Consider the following 13166-nt stretch of genomic DNA (forward strand, 5'->3'; position numbering starts at 1 on the left):
TCGCTGGCGCCGTCGCTGGTGCGCACCGCCACTGGCTCGGACTCGAATCTGATCGGCGGCGCCACCGTTGCAGCCCTGACGGTGACTGGTGCGCTGATGATTTTCACGATGCGCAATCGTCCTGCCGTCCGGGCCTTGCAGTTGGGCGCGAGCCTGCTGCCGATGGGGCTGGTATTGATTCTGCTGGGTGTGCACAGCGCCAGTCTGTCGCTGTTTTTCCTCGGCACGCTGGTGGCCGGTTGCGGCTTTGGCTCGGGGTTTCTCGGCGCCGTGCGCAGTCTGGTGCCGCTGGCTTTGCCCCATGAACGGGCGGGGTTGATGGCGGCGTATTACGTGCTCAGTTATCTGGCGTTCTGCCTGCCGGCATTGCTCGCCGGGCACTTGTCGCGCAACTACGGTTTGCTGGCGACCACCGACGGTTACGGGGCGATTTTGATCGTGTTGGCTGTCGGCGCGCTGTTGCTGAGCCTGCGTCCAGCGGCAGCCAAAGTCTGTCGCGTTCCATAAACGGCGCGCTTTCGGTTAGCCTTGGCCGGCCTTCTTCTCACGGATCGACCCATGAAGATTATCCGCAGCAAGACCTTCACTGCCGAGCGAGCCTGGGGTGCGCTGGACATCGCCAACATGAACGGCATCACCACGCGCCTGCACTGGACGGATCAGCCGTACAAATGGCACATCAACGATGGCGAGGAAGTGTTCGTGGTACTCGACGGCCAAGTGCTGATGCATTACCGCGAATTGGGCGTAGAAAAACAGGTGCAGCTCAATGTCGGTGACATCTTCCATGCGAGCGTCGGCACCGAGCACGTCGCCCATCCGCAAGGCGCCGCGCGGATTCTGGTGATCGAGAGCGAAGGCAGCGTCTGACTGCTTATTGGTAAAACAGATAACAGTTAGAGAAATTACCCGTTATATAGATATTCGATTCGGTTCTACCATGGACTCAACCTCAACAGAGGAGAGGATTCCATGATGACTTGCCCTAACACTGCCAAACCCGGCATCAAACCGTTCCGTCAGCTTCAGCATCCACGCGAAGTGATCCGCCAGTTCACCCCCAACTGGTTTGCCGCGACCATGGGCACCGGTGTGCTGGCGTTGGCGTTGGCGCAACTGCCATTGGCTATTCCAGGCCTGCACGCCATCGCTGAAGGTTTGTGGTTGTTCAACATATTGTTGTTCGCACTGTTTACGGGCGCCTACGCCGCGCGCTGGATTCTGTTCTTCGACGAGGCTCGGCGGATTTTCGGCCACTCCACGGTATCGATGTTCTTCGGCACGATTCCCATGGGCCTGGCGACGATCATCAATGGCTTTCTGCTGTTCGGCCTGCCGCGTTGGGGTGACGGTGTGATTCATCTCGCCGAAGTGTTGTGGTGGATCGATGTGGCCATGTCGCTGGCCTGCGGCGTATTGATTCCCTACATGATGTTTACCCGCCAGGAGCACAGCATCGATCAGATGACCGCCGTCTGGCTGCTGCCAGTCGTGGCAGCGGAAGTGGCGGCGGCCAGTGGTGGTCTGCTCGCACCGCATCTGACCGATGCCCACTCGCAACTGGTGGTGCTGACGACAAGCTACGTGCTCTGGGCCTTTTCCCTACCCGTAGCGTTCAGCATTCTGACGATCCTGCTGCTGCGCATGGCCCTGCACAAACTGCCCCACGAAAACATGGCAGCCTCGAGCTGGCTGGCCCTCGGCCCGATCGGCACCGGTGCGCTGGGCATGTTGCTGCTGGGTGGTGATGCGCCGGCGATATTCGCTGCCAACGGTCTGCCGGGCATGGGTGAAATCGCCTCGGGTCTGGGGCTTGTTGCCGGCATTACCCTGTGGGGTTTCGGGCTGTGGTGGATGCTGATGGCCCTGCTGATCACCGTGCGCTACTTGCGTGACGGCATCCCGTTCAATCTCGGCTGGTGGGGCTTTACCTTCCCGCTGGGCGTGTATTCGCTGGCCACCCTGAAACTGGCAAGCACCCTCAACCTGACGTTTTTCAGCGTCGTCGGCACCGTGCTGGTGATGTTGCTGGCGGTGATGTGGCTGATCGTCGGCAAGCGCACCGTGCAAGGCGCCTGGCGTGGTGAGCTGTTTGTCTCGCCGTGCATCGCAGGTTTGAAGAAATAACCTGAAAAGTTTAGGTAAGGTGTGGCCTGGATCGCGGTTCGAGAATCCAATAAGCAGTACCCAGGCCTCTCTACCTTAAACATCAGGGAAACACGGAAGATGAGTCACCCCTCACAGTTCAACCTGCTGCGCACCCGGCGCTTCCTGCCATTCTTCATCACGCAGTCCCTTGGCGCGTTCAACGACAACGTATTCAAGCAGTCGCTGATCCTCGCCATTCTTTATCGGCTGACCATCGAGGGTGACCGTTCGATCTGGGTCAACCTGTGTGCGTTGCTGTTTATCCTGCCGTTTTTTCTGTTCTCGGCGTTGGCCGGGCAGTTCGGCGAGAAATTCGCCAAGGACGCGCTGATCCGTCTGATCAAGCTCGCGGAAATTGCCATCATGGCCGTAGGCTCGGTCGGTTTTCTCTTCGATCATTTGTCGCTGATGCTGGTGGCGCTGTTCGCCATGGGCACCCATTCGGCGCTGTTCGGGCCGGTGAAGTATTCGATTCTGCCGCAGGCTTTGCGCGAGGAAGAACTGGTCGGCGGCAACGGCCTGGTGGAGATGGGGACGTTTCTGGCGATTCTCGCCGGGACGATCGGCGCCGGGGTCATCATGTCATCGACCCATTACGCGCCGCTGGTCTCGACTGCCATTGTCGGGATTTCCGTGCTGGGTTATCTGGCCAGCCGCAGCATCCCGCGCGCCGCAGCCGCATCCCCGGAAATGCGCCTGAACTGGAACATCTTCAGCCAGTCCTGGGCCACTTTGAAACTCGGTCTGGGGCAGACGCCAGCGGTGTCGCGCTCGATTGTCGGCAACTCGTGGTTCTGGTTTGTCGGGGCGATTTACCTGACGCAGATTCCCGCCTACGCCAAGGAGTGGATGCACGGCGATGAGACCGTGGTCACCCTGATTCTCACCGTGTTCTCGGTGGGGATCGCCCTCGGCTCGATGCTTTGCGAGAAGTTGTCCGGACGCAAGGTCGAGATCGGTCTGGTGCCGTTCGGTTCGTTCGGTCTGACCGTGTTCGGTTTGCTGCTGTGGTGGCATTCCGGCGGGATTCCCGACAGCGTCACTGGCCACAGCTGGATTGAAGTGCTGGGCTTCGTGCACACCTGGGCGGTGTTGGTCGACATCCTCGGCCTCGGCATATTCGGTGGTTTCTACATCGTGCCGCTGTATGCCTTGATCCAGTCGCGCACGGCCGAGAACGAGCGGGCAAGGGTGATTGCCGCCAACAATATTCTCAACGCGCTGTTTATGGTGGTCTCGGCCATCGTCTCGATCGTGCTGCTGAGCGTGGTCAAGCTGTCGATCCCGCAGTTGTTCCTCGTGGTGTCACTGCTGAATATCGGCGTCAACGCCTACATTTTCAAAATAGTCCCCGAATTCAGCATGCGTTTCATGATCTGGCTGCTCAGCCATTCCATGTACCGCGTCGAGCACCGCAACCTGGAGGCGATTCCCGATGAAGGCGCGGCATTGCTGGTGTGCAATCACGTGTCGTTCGTTGATGCGTTGCTGATTGGTGGCGCGGTGCGTCGGCCGATTCGCTTTGTCATGTACTACAAGATCTACAACCTGCCGGTGCTGAATTTTATCTTCCGCACGGCGGGGACGATTCCGATTGCCGGACGTAACGAAGACATCCAGATTTACGAAAAGGCTTTCACCCGGATTGCTCAGTATTTGAAGGACGGTGAGCTGGTGTGCATCTTCCCGGAAGGCAAGTTGACCGCCGATGGCGAGATGAATGAGTTCAAGGGCGGGCTGACGCGGATTCTCGAAGAGACACCGGTGCCGGTGATTCCGCTGGCGTTGCAGGGGTTGTGGGGGAGTTTCTTCAGTCGCGATCCGAACAAGGGTGTGTTCCGCCGGTTGTGGTCGCGGGTGACGCTGGTGGCGGGAGCACCGGTGGACGTTGATGCTGCTGAGCCGGCGAAGTTGCAGGCGTTGGTCGGGGAATTGCGCGGGGCAGTTAGATAGTCGGCGTTTTAAGGGCCTCTTCGCGAGCAGGCTAGCTCCCACAGTTGATCGTATTCCTCTGACGGAACGCGGTTGAATGTGGGAGCGAGTTTGCTCGCGAATGCGGCAGAGGCTTAGGCGCTGACCTTGAGGCCAATCAACCCGGTAATGATCAACGCCACACTCGCCAGGCGAATCAACGCCATCGATTCGCCAAACAGGATGATCCCGGCAATCACCGTGCCCACGGCACCGACACCGGTCCAGATCGCATAGGCGGTGCCCAACGGCAACTCCTTCATCGCAAGGCCCAGCAGGCCAAGGCTGATGGCCATGGCCGCAACGGTCAGAACGGTGGGGAGTGGGCGAGTGAAACCGTCGGTGTATTTCAGGCCGACGGCCCAGCCGACTTCGAACAGACCGGCGAAAAACAGAATGATCCAGGACATGAAAGACCTCCATCGATTGACGGGGTCGTCCCCAGATTAATAACTCGATCGAGCCGCAGGGTCGTCCCCGCGTTGCGCGATAGTTTGACGAGCATTAACCCGGGGATCAAGTTTGCGGGTCAGTCGGCCGCTTGCTGCGCCAGCGCCTCGCGATCCTGTTTCTCACTCATGCGCCGGAAGTACGTCGACAGCAACGCGCCGGAAATATTGTGCCAGACGCTGAACAGCGCGCTCGGCACCGCCGCCAAAGGCGAAAAGTGTGCACTGGCCAGCGCCGCACCCAATCCCGAATTCTGCATGCCGACCTCCAGCGCCAGCGACTTGCGCTGGGCCAGCGGCAGTTTGAACAGGCGCCCGGTGAAGTAGCCCAGCAAATAACCGAAGCTGTTGTGCAGCATCACCACGGCCATGATCAACAGGCCGGATTCAGCGATTTTCGCCTGACTGGCGGCCACCACCGCGGTGACGATGATCACGATGCTGACCACCGATACCAGCGGCAATACGTCCACGGCATGACGAACCTTGTCACCGAGCAAGCGCTGGGCAACCACGCCGAGAATGATCGGCAGCAGCACCACTTGCAGGATCGACCAGAACAGCTCCATGAACGACACCGGCAACCACGCCGAAGCCAGCAGCCAGATCAGCGCGGGGGTCAGCAGCGGAGCGAGGAGGGTGGTGACGGCAGCAATGGCCACCGACAACGCCAGATCGCCGCGGGCCAGCCAGGTCATGACGTTGGACGACGTGCCGCTCGGGCAGCAACCGACCAGAATCACCCCGACGGCGATTTCCGGCGGCAGATGAAAAACCTGGCAGAGCAACCACGCCACACCGGGCATGATCACGAAATGTGCAACCACGCCCAGCGCTACGCGCCAGGGATGGCGGGCGACAGCAGCGAAGTCGTCGAGTTTGAGGGTCAGGCCCATGCCGAACATCACCAGCCCGAGCAGCGGCACGATTGCGCCCTTGAGGCCGAGGAAACACGCCGGTTGCAGGAACGCAATTACAGCGAAAATCAGAACCCAGTAAGCGAAGGTATTGCCGACAAAGCGGCTGAGTGCAGCCAGTGCGCGCATGGCTTGTTCCTTATTATGGGAAAGCGTTAGGAAGCTAAGCATACGTCGCCAACAAAAAGATCGCAGCCTCCGGCAGCTCCTACAGGAAAAATGCATTCCAGATGTAGGAGTTGCCGAAGGCTGCGATCTTTTAAGCTTTCACACAAAAGGCAGGTCAGATCCCCTGCGGAGTCTCTTCCCCACCCAACGCTTCAACCAGCGCCGGCAGGAAATCGCCGAAGGTCAGCATCATCAGGGTGAAGCTGGCATCCAGCTGCCCCAGCGCTTCGTCGCCACCGTCCTGCTCCGCCTGATCCTGCAACAGATCTTCGAACTTCAGACGTTTGACGGTCATCTTGTCGTCGAGCATGAACGACAGTTTGTCCTGCCAAGCCAACGACAACTGAGTGACGACTTTACCAGTGCTCAGGTGGAGCTGGATTTCTTCGCTGGTCAGGTCCTGACGCTTGCAGCGGACAATGCCACCATCTTCGTGGGTGTCGCGCAGTTCGCACTCGTCCAGTACATAGAAGTCATCAGCGGCTTTTTGGGTGGTGACCCAATCAGTCATCACTGCAGTCGGTGCCATTTTCACGGTCAACGGACGGACGGGCAGGGTGCCGATCACTTCACGCAGGGTCGATAGCAGGTCTTCGGCACGTTTCGGACTGGCCGAGTTGACCAGGATCAGGCCCTGTTTCGGCGCGATGGCGGCGAAGGTCGACGAGCGACGGATAAAGGCGCGCGGCAGGAACGCCTGGATGATTTCATCCTTGATCTGATCGCGTTCCTTCTTATAGACCTTGCGCATCTGTTCGGCTTCGATCTCTTCGACCTTTTCCTTGACCGCGTCGCGTACGACACTGCCAGGCAGAATGCGTTCTTCTTTACGCGCAGCGATCAGCAGGAAATCACCGCTGACGTGCACCAGTGGAGCATCTTCGCCTTTGCCGAACGGCGCGACGAAACCGTAGGTGGTCAACTCCTGGCTTGCACATGGACGCGCCAGTTTGGTGGCCAGTGCAGTTTCCAGCGCCTCGGCATCGACAGGCAGGTCTTGGGTCAGGCGATAGATAAGCAGGTTTTTGAACCACATGGGGTGAGTCTCTCCTTTATACAAAGGGGGGCATTATTGTCTTCGCCGTCCCATAGGCCAACCCTTCTCTAAGCCTTTGGAAGGCCTGAGAAAATTATTTAAAAAAGTGCTTGCCAGAGGTTGGGTCGCTCCGTAGAATGCGCGCCACACCGAAGCGAAGGGTGATTAGCTCAGCTGGGAGAGCGTCTGCCTTACAAGCAGAATGTCGGCGGTTCGATCCCGTCATCACCCACCATTCGTTTCAAGTGTTTAGCGCAGCGGTAGTTCAGTCGGTTAGAATACCGGCCTGTCACGCCGGGGGTCGCGGGTTCGAGTCCCGTCCGCTGCGCCATATTCGGAATCTGGAACACTGAACGCCAGATTCCACAGAAAGCCCGCCTAGTGCGGGCTTTTTGCTGTCTGGGATTTGATGATTTCAAGTTTCCACGGGTGTTATGACAGCGTACTACTGCGCAGCATTCTGGCTGTGTCGATAGTCGCTCACTGCTTCATACACCGCTTTGCGCAAGCGGTTGATCCCGCCAATCGGCCGATGCGCCTCAAGCCCGAACCACGGATTAAACGAAAGGTTGTCACACGCCAGATTCAGCGCCGGGGTATCGAAATCCTGCGGCGGCAGGGTGATCCGTGCGACGGTTTCAAAGGGTGAGTCTTGTTCGCGCCATTCTATGCTGGTGTCCTCGATCGGCATGTACTTGTTGGCATCCTGGCGCTGGATCTGCAGCACGAAACAGGCTGGCACCCTATCCGTCGACAACTGCTGATTCAATGCGCTACGCAGGAAATTCGGCAGGTCATGGTTCTGCTTGGGCAGTGCATAGGCGGGACAATTGTCCGGATCGGGTGCGACGCGAAACTTTGCATTGGCCTCACCGAATTTGTAGGGCGAAACCGAAAAGTATGTGGTCGCTGTCGGGCTATCCGGTGGCGGCGATAACGTTGCCAGGGCAATAAACAAATGGCGGATCTGCCAGCTGCGCGGATCCCATTCGGGGAAAAACGCCATGACCTTCTTGCCATCAGCCTGCGCCGCCACATTCTGACGGTACTCGGCGACATCGCTGACAAAGAAGTTCGGGTGACTGAACATGACGAAATCCTGCTCAGGCTGTGACTGGCGGTTGCCGAGTAGCTGTTTTCCCGAAACATCCAGCAGTTTGATCGCCATCCCCCGGGCGTCGCGGAGGCTGTCGAACTGTGGATAGGCATTGCCATTGGACAGACGAATCATCGCTTGCCAGGTTTTACCAGGCTCACTGAACACGCCTTGTCGCAGCGACTGTGCCAGGTCCGGCAACACCTGCACCTGTGCCTTCACGCAGCCATGGGCCTTGGCATGGGCGTCGCGCAGATAACGGGTGCCTTCGCGATGCTGATCGACGATGCGCACGGCGGTCTGGATCACGTCCTGCGTCATCGCCGCTTCGCCGGGTGGAACCTGCTCCTGCGCCGACACCGGGCCGCGGTGATGCCAGGCAAACCAGGCTGTGGCAATGACCCAGCCGAGCAAGGCAATGGCGAGCACTACCAACAATGTCTTGCCGAGCAAACGTCCCAGCCACAACCACACCCGGGCCAGCAGCGGCAGTTCCTTTTTGAAGGTCGGCATGATCATGGCAGTTGCGCCTCCAGTGGGCCGCCTAGGACTTTCAGGTACTCGAGCAACGCCCAGCGTTCTTCGGGCTGCAACAGCCGGCCAATCACGCCGTTGCCGCGTTCGCCGGAGCGGAATTCATGGCCGCTGTTGTGGTTGCCGGTGATGCGCGTGTCGAACAGGAAGCCATTGGTAAACGCTTCGGTGCGATAACCCAGATGCCTTGGGTCGTATTCGAAACTGCCTTTGAAAAAGGTCGTGGCGCGTTCGTCCTGCGGCGACAGCAATTGATAAAGGCTTGGCACCGAACCGTTGTGCAGGAACGGCGCAGTGGCCCATACACCTGCCAGCGGGCGCGCCTTGTAGGCAACTTTTTCGCGCACGCCGATGGGCAGGCCAAAGCCGTCCAGTCGTGGTTTCTCCTGCGGGGTGACGTTGGCTTCGCGATAGGCGCGCTCTTCGACGAAGGCGGTGACGTAAGCCAGGCCCTTGGCCACCGACATTTGGCTCAGGTCCAGTGGCGCCCTGGGGGGCGGATGCAGTTTCACGTCCATTTTTTCCAGTTCTTTCAGATCCCACTGCAGGGCTGTCAGGTCGAAACGGTGATTGGCGATATTGTTGGCAGCGGTCGGGTCGGTGCCGATGACAGCGACCGGCAGCATGTGCAAATGCTGCACCCAACGCTCACCCTCCTGAGTCTGGCGTGGTACGTGGCAACCGGCGCAATTCTCGGCAAACAGCGCGCGCCCCTTGGCTGCCAGGGGTTTGTCGATGGCGCCAAACAGATCCTCTGGCCAGGCCGGCGGCTTGAGCTTTTGCAGGGTTTCTTCGATTTTGTGCAGATCACGCACGCGCACACTTGAGGCGTAGCGTGCTTCGCCTTGCAGTGGCTGGCCGTTGTCATCGAAAAAATTCAGGGTGGCGCCGACCCCCAACGCTTCACCGATATTGCGCGCCATCGGCTGCTGCGCCGAGCCGTTCCACTGCACCCAGTCGAATGTCCACATATCCCAGAGCTGCGGATAATCCACCGGGGCATTGGCCACGCGGTAGTTGGCAGGGGAAATCGCATCGCCAAACGTCGCATTGGCAATGCGTCCGAAGGCATCGGCGCGGCCGGGGCCTTCTTCGGTCGGGTAGAGGCCGCGATGGGTATCGTTCCAGGCAACTTTGAGGAATGTATTCAGTGAGGTTTTGAAGTCTTTGCGCAATTGCTCGTGGCGCGCGTCGTATTCGTCGCCCAGCACGGTTCTGGCAAAACGTTCGAATTTCCATGGGTTGTAGTAAGTCGCGGTCAGACTTGCCACCAATGCCTGTCCGAAACTGCCACCGCGCAAAGTAGGAACACTGGAAGGCAGCACATGTTGCGCGGTACCACCGTCAATTCGCACGGCCTGACCTTTGAAGCGCAATTCGCCGGTGTGGCAAGCGGCGCAAGTGATGTCCAGATATTGCTCGGTGCTGCCGGGATTCTGGTGTCGGGCAAAACCGACGGGGAGATTGCCGGGGTTGTTCACCGTGGCTTTCTGCTGCGGGTCGATCAGAAAACCGAAACGCGCCAGGTAATCAGGCGAGGCGAAACGTTGCGCCGAGAAGGGCAGTTCCAGCGCCTGGAACCACTCATATCGCAGGCCTTTGACCTGCGTACCCTGAGGCGTGAAATAGTAGGTTTGCCGGTCTTCGTCACTCCACTGATTGAGGTAATGCACCTGCTCAGCGGGGGTGTAGAAGGGCAATTTCGGGTTGGCGACGTAATACAGGACCACGGCGAGAACCAGTCCCAGCAGCACGACGATCAGGGTCAACATACGGAATAAAAGGCGCAAGATAAACATCCTTGTCAAATTGTTCCGCAGTTATGCCTGACCCTGGCCCTGTGCGGCAAGTGGCCATTACGCCAGATGATGCAAGCAGAGACGCCAGTCATTGTCGGGACAAGATGACAGAAGCTTCACCGTCGCTTCGCCCCAATGCGTTTTAATCCCTGAACTTATCGGAAGATTCCTGCTCTCATGCCGGTAGCCATTGGTCGTGGCGGCCTGATAAGCTCGCGGCTTTACTCGATTGCCCTTTCGGCGCATGAACAAGGAAATAGCATGAAACAGCATCGGTTGGCGGCGGCGGTTGCCCTGGTTAGCCTGGTCCTCGCGGGTTGTGATTCGCAGACCAGCGTAGAGCTGAAAACCCCGGCGCAAAAAGCTTCCTACGGTATCGGCCTGAACATGGGCAAGAGCCTGGCTCAGGAAGGCATGGATGATCTGGACTCCAAAGCGGTAGCCCAGGGCATCGAAGATGCCGTCGGTAAGAAAGAACAGAAGCTGAAAGATGAAGAACTGGTCGAAGCCTTCGCCGCGCTGCAAAAGCGTGCTGAAGAACGTATGGCCAAGATGAGCGAAGAGTCGGCAGCCGCCGGCAAGAAATTCCTCGAAGAAAACGGCAAGAAAGCAGGTGTGACGACCACCGCTTCCGGCCTGCAGTACGAAGTGGTCAAGAAAGCCGATGGCCCACAGCCTAAGCCAACTGACGTAGTGACCGTTCACTACACCGGCAAGCTGACCAACGGCACCGTCTTCGACAGCTCCGTCGAGCGCGGTAGCCCGATCGATCTGCCGGTTAGCGGCGTGATCCCGGGTTGGGTTGAAGGTCTGCAACTGATGCACGTTGGCGAGAAGTACAAACTGTACATCCCTAGCGATCTGGCTTACGGCGCTCAGTCGCCAAGCCCGGCAATCCCGGCCAACTCGGTTCTGGTCTTCGACCTGGAACTGCTGGCCATCAAGGATCCAGCCAAAGAAGCTGCTGCTGCCAAGTAATTGGCAAAGGCTTCAACAACAACGCCTCGCTTATGCGGGGCGTTGTTGCATCTGGAGTCTGGCAAGGGTAAACAGAGCGAACCGATGGCGGTCGGAAGAGTCATAGCCAATGAGACTGCCATCGCTAGCCGCCCTGAGCAGCCAAGTCAATGAAATATTGGGGTTTTTTATGTGAGTAAAAAACGCCCGATCTGAGCGCAGCCCTTATGAAACGGGGCTTTCAGCGCTGAAATGCAGCTCTGTTCACAAGGTTATCCACAATTTGTGTGGATAACATTTCAACGGGAGGAATAGATGAAAGCTCCGTGGAATTTCGCTCGATTCCTGCCCTTGGCCGGCCGCCTGCTGGCGCGTGGTCGTTTGCCGACCTTGCTGTTTGCGGTCGCCAGCAAAGGCGCCGCGCAAGGTAATCGCCTGGGTAGGCTCAAGGACGATTTACGCTTGCTCCAGGCATTGTGTCTGGCCTACTGGCGCGGCGAGTACCGCGCTATCAGTGGCAAGGCATTGGTTTCGGTGGTGGCGGGTTTGATGTACTTCCTCAGCCCGGTGGATGCAATTCCGGATTTCATTCCCGTGTTTGGCATGCTTGACGACATTGCCGTTCTCGCCTGGCTGATGAAAACCCTCGACGATGAACTCAATGCTTTTCGCCTGTGGCGCAACCGCCAGCAACCGGAAAAACTCGCCGTGGTCGAACGGCTGCCCGACACCCCTGAACAACTGCAACTTCAGGGACCGAAAAAAAACTGATTCTCGATCTCCTCCTACAGATAGATACCCCCCGCGACCTTGGCCGCTGTTAGGATTACACTTCTAGGGAAAAGTGCCGACTCGCTAAGTGTTGTTGTCCTACGGGGTAGTCATGGATATTCAGATAATTGCACGCAATGGCGAACCCGAATACGCGGTTCTGCCGTGGGCTCAGTATCAGGCTCTACTAAAAGCAGCAGGCATCAACGAAACACCGTCGCGTCCGGCAGCTACGCCGCTCGCGGCCACAGCAGACCCGATTTTTCCAGGTCTGGATCAACTACGCAGTTTGCGCGAAGGGAAGGGCATCGCCATTGAGGCGCTGGCCCGCACGGTAGGCATCAGCCCGTCTTATCTGGCCATGATCGAAAGTGGCGAGCGTCAGCCCGACGCCGCGATTCGCCGCAGCCTGGCCTGGGAATTGACGGTGCCAGGGTGGAGGGATGAATCGTGAGCGTACGCATCAGTCGTCAACATTGGGACGGATTGCTCGGAGAACTTGATCAGGCGCGTCGCCAGCGCCATCTGCTGACTTATCGGGCCTTGCTGGAACGGTTGCAATTGCCGACACCGGCCATGCAAACCCTGACGGCCGCGCTTGAGCATCTGGCTGCGCTGGATGCCAAGGCCGAACAACCGTTGCGCAGTTCGCTGGTGATCAGCCAGGGCGCCAGTCGCCTGCCACGCACAGGTTTCTTTGAGTGTGTTGAACGTCTGGGGCGTTTTTCCGGGCCGTCCGATGGCGTTGCCGCCGCCTCCTGGCATGCCTCGGAGGTGGTCAGGGTGTTCGAATACGAGTACCCCGAATCGGCAGAGGCCTGAGTGATTTTACGACTCAAGGCGCGGGCCAGTTACTGGCTGGCCCGTAGGCTGTTTCATTGGTCCTGGTTCGTTCGCCAACCGCGTGGCTGGCGCTGGCTCGAAGGTCAGTTTGCGCGCATGGCCAACCTTGGCGACGTCGGTGCGCAAAGCTTCTACGGGCATATCCTGACGTTTCGCGGTGTCGGCCTGGGTGCACGTGAAGAAGGTGTGCGCCTGTTGCGGCTGGCGGCGCTCGCAGGTGATGGCAAAGCGGCTTATCAGGTCGGCGTGATCAGCCTGGCCGGAACGCCGAGCACATCGCCGGATCCTGTCGAAGCCGCCCGCTGGTGGAGCATGGCGGCCAAAGCCGGACACCCGTTGGCTGAACTCAAATTGAAAGAGCTGAGCAGTCGGGATTCAACGCAGTAAATCCATTTGTGTCTACCCGAATAAACGCGGCGTGAGGTTTTCCTCACGCCGCGTTTGCATTTGCGCGCCTGTTTATCTGCGAGTGATTTA

The 13166-nt window shown here is 58.7% G+C and carries 13 protein-coding genes, 2 tRNA genes and 1 pseudogene; 11 read left to right on the forward strand and 5 right to left on the reverse strand.

The window, feature by feature from the left end:
- The 4 genes and pseudogenes from M9827_RS05975 to M9827_RS05990 all read left to right on the forward strand — a co-directional run.
- Nucleotides 1–507: pseudogene (locus M9827_RS05975) on the forward strand (MFS transporter); the annotation flags it as partial.
- Nucleotides 508–558: 51 nt separating this feature from the next.
- Nucleotides 559–870: a cupin domain-containing protein gene (locus M9827_RS05980; RefSeq protein WP_250604170.1), complete on the forward strand. Its 312-nt coding sequence runs from the start codon at nt 559–561 to the stop codon at nt 868–870.
- A gap of 105 nt (nt 871–975) precedes the next feature.
- The gene (locus M9827_RS05985) at nt 976–2127 is read left to right on the forward strand and encodes a TDT family transporter (protein ID WP_250604225.1); all 1152 of its coding nucleotides are present in this window, start codon (nt 976–978) and stop codon (nt 2125–2127) included.
- Nucleotides 2128–2226: 99 nt separating this feature from the next.
- A complete protein-coding gene (locus tag M9827_RS05990) occupies nt 2227–4101 on the forward strand; it encodes an MFS transporter (RefSeq protein WP_250604172.1) in 1875 nt (624 codons plus the stop codon).
- A 113-nt stretch (nt 4102–4214) separates the two neighbouring features.
- Here the strand turns inward: M9827_RS05990 and sugE are convergent, their stop codons facing one another.
- The 3 genes from sugE to rdgC all read right to left on the reverse strand — a co-directional run bounded on the left by sugE (nt 4215) and on the right by rdgC (nt 6689).
- Nucleotides 4215–4529 carry a quaternary ammonium compound efflux SMR transporter SugE gene (gene sugE, locus M9827_RS05995; protein ID WP_003223093.1) on the reverse strand — a complete coding sequence of 105 codons (315 nt, stop codon included), beginning with the start codon at nt 4527–4529 and terminating at the stop codon, nt 4215–4217.
- Nucleotides 4530–4648: 119 nt separating this feature from the next.
- Nucleotides 4649–5614: a bile acid:sodium symporter family protein gene (locus tag M9827_RS06000; protein ID WP_250604174.1), complete on the reverse strand. Its 966-nt coding sequence runs from the start codon at nt 5612–5614 to the stop codon at nt 4649–4651.
- A gap of 154 nt (nt 5615–5768) precedes the next feature.
- Complete coding sequence (gene rdgC, locus M9827_RS06005) at nt 5769–6689, reverse strand: recombination-associated protein RdgC (protein ID WP_250604176.1); 921 nt, start codon at nt 6687–6689, stop codon at nt 5769–5771.
- A 159-nt stretch (nt 6690–6848) separates the two neighbouring features.
- Here rdgC and M9827_RS06010 point away from each other — a divergent pair.
- Nucleotides 6849–6924: transfer RNA gene (locus M9827_RS06010), tRNA-Val, on the forward strand.
- Nucleotides 6925–6943: 19 nt separating this feature from the next.
- Nucleotides 6944–7020 (forward strand) — tRNA-Asp (locus M9827_RS06015).
- A 114-nt stretch (nt 7021–7134) separates the two neighbouring features.
- On the opposite strand, the gene M9827_RS06020 is transcribed toward M9827_RS06015, so the two are convergent.
- Nucleotides 7135–8304, reverse strand: a complete 1170-nt coding sequence (locus M9827_RS06020; RefSeq protein WP_250604178.1) for a catalase family protein — start codon at nt 8302–8304, stop codon at nt 7135–7137.
- A complete protein-coding gene (locus tag M9827_RS06025) occupies nt 8301–10109 on the reverse strand; it encodes a di-heme-cytochrome C peroxidase (RefSeq protein WP_250604180.1) in 1809 nt (602 codons plus the stop codon). Before M9827_RS06025 ends, M9827_RS06020 begins: the two co-directional genes overlap by 4 nt.
- A gap of 270 nt (nt 10110–10379) precedes the next feature.
- Here M9827_RS06025 and bamJ point away from each other — a divergent pair, with 270 nt between their 5' ends.
- From bamJ to M9827_RS06050, 5 genes are all read left to right on the forward strand, one after another.
- Nucleotides 10380–11096 carry a BamJ family beta-barrel-assembly machinery protein gene (gene bamJ / locus M9827_RS06030; RefSeq protein WP_007919751.1) on the forward strand — a complete coding sequence of 239 codons (717 nt, stop codon included), beginning with the start codon at nt 10380–10382 and terminating at the stop codon, nt 11094–11096.
- A 294-nt stretch (nt 11097–11390) separates the two neighbouring features.
- Nucleotides 11391–11846, forward strand: a complete 456-nt coding sequence (locus M9827_RS06035; RefSeq protein ID WP_250604182.1) for a YkvA family protein — start codon at nt 11391–11393, stop codon at nt 11844–11846.
- A 112-nt stretch (nt 11847–11958) separates the two neighbouring features.
- On the forward strand, nt 11959–12300 hold the full coding sequence (locus M9827_RS06040; protein WP_250604184.1) for a helix-turn-helix domain-containing protein: 342 nt from the start codon (nt 11959–11961) through the stop codon (nt 12298–12300).
- On the forward strand, nt 12297–12668 hold the full coding sequence (locus M9827_RS06045) for a hypothetical protein (protein WP_003223109.1): 372 nt from the start codon (nt 12297–12299) through the stop codon (nt 12666–12668). The genes M9827_RS06040 and M9827_RS06045 overlap by 4 nt, the downstream gene beginning before the upstream one ends.
- Nucleotides 12669–13076 (forward strand): tetratricopeptide repeat protein, encoded by a 408-nt coding sequence (locus M9827_RS06050; protein WP_250604186.1) that lies wholly within the window; start codon nt 12669–12671, stop codon nt 13074–13076. It begins immediately after the preceding gene.
- The last annotated feature ends 90 nt before the right edge of the window (nt 13077–13166 follow it).

It is taken from the genome of Pseudomonas sp. AKS31 (genome assembly GCF_023634765.1).
Lineage (GTDB): Bacteria > Pseudomonadota > Gammaproteobacteria > Pseudomonadales > Pseudomonadaceae > Aquipseudomonas.

What these genes read in the sequence shown, in the direction of transcription:
- M9827_RS05980 (WP_250604170.1), top strand. Translation starts at nt 559, where the DNA reads ATGAAGATTATCCGCAGCAAGACCTTCACTGCCGAGCGAGCCTGGGGT.
- M9827_RS05985 (WP_250604225.1), top strand. Translation starts at nt 976, where the DNA reads ATGACTTGCCCTAACACTGCCAAACCCGGCATCAAACCGTTCCGTCAG.
- M9827_RS05990 (WP_250604172.1), top strand. Translation starts at nt 2,227, where the DNA reads ATGAGTCACCCCTCACAGTTCAACCTGCTGCGCACCCGGCGCTTCCTG.
- sugE (WP_003223093.1), bottom strand. Translation starts at nt 4,529, where the DNA reads ATGTCCTGGATCATTCTGTTTTTCGCCGGTCTGTTCGAAGTCGGCTGG.
- M9827_RS06000 (WP_250604174.1), bottom strand. Translation starts at nt 5,614, where the DNA reads ATGCGCGCACTGGCTGCACTCAGCCGCTTTGTCGGCAATACCTTCGCT.
- rdgC (WP_250604176.1), bottom strand. Translation starts at nt 6,689, where the DNA reads ATGTGGTTCAAAAACCTGCTTATCTATCGCCTGACCCAAGACCTGCCT.
- M9827_RS06020 (WP_250604178.1), bottom strand. Translation starts at nt 8,304, where the DNA reads ATGATCATGCCGACCTTCAAAAAGGAACTGCCGCTGCTGGCCCGGGTG.
- bamJ (WP_007919751.1), top strand. Translation starts at nt 10,380, where the DNA reads ATGAAACAGCATCGGTTGGCGGCGGCGGTTGCCCTGGTTAGCCTGGTC.
- M9827_RS06035 (WP_250604182.1), top strand. Translation starts at nt 11,391, where the DNA reads ATGAAAGCTCCGTGGAATTTCGCTCGATTCCTGCCCTTGGCCGGCCGC.
- M9827_RS06040 (WP_250604184.1), top strand. Translation starts at nt 11,959, where the DNA reads ATGGATATTCAGATAATTGCACGCAATGGCGAACCCGAATACGCGGTT.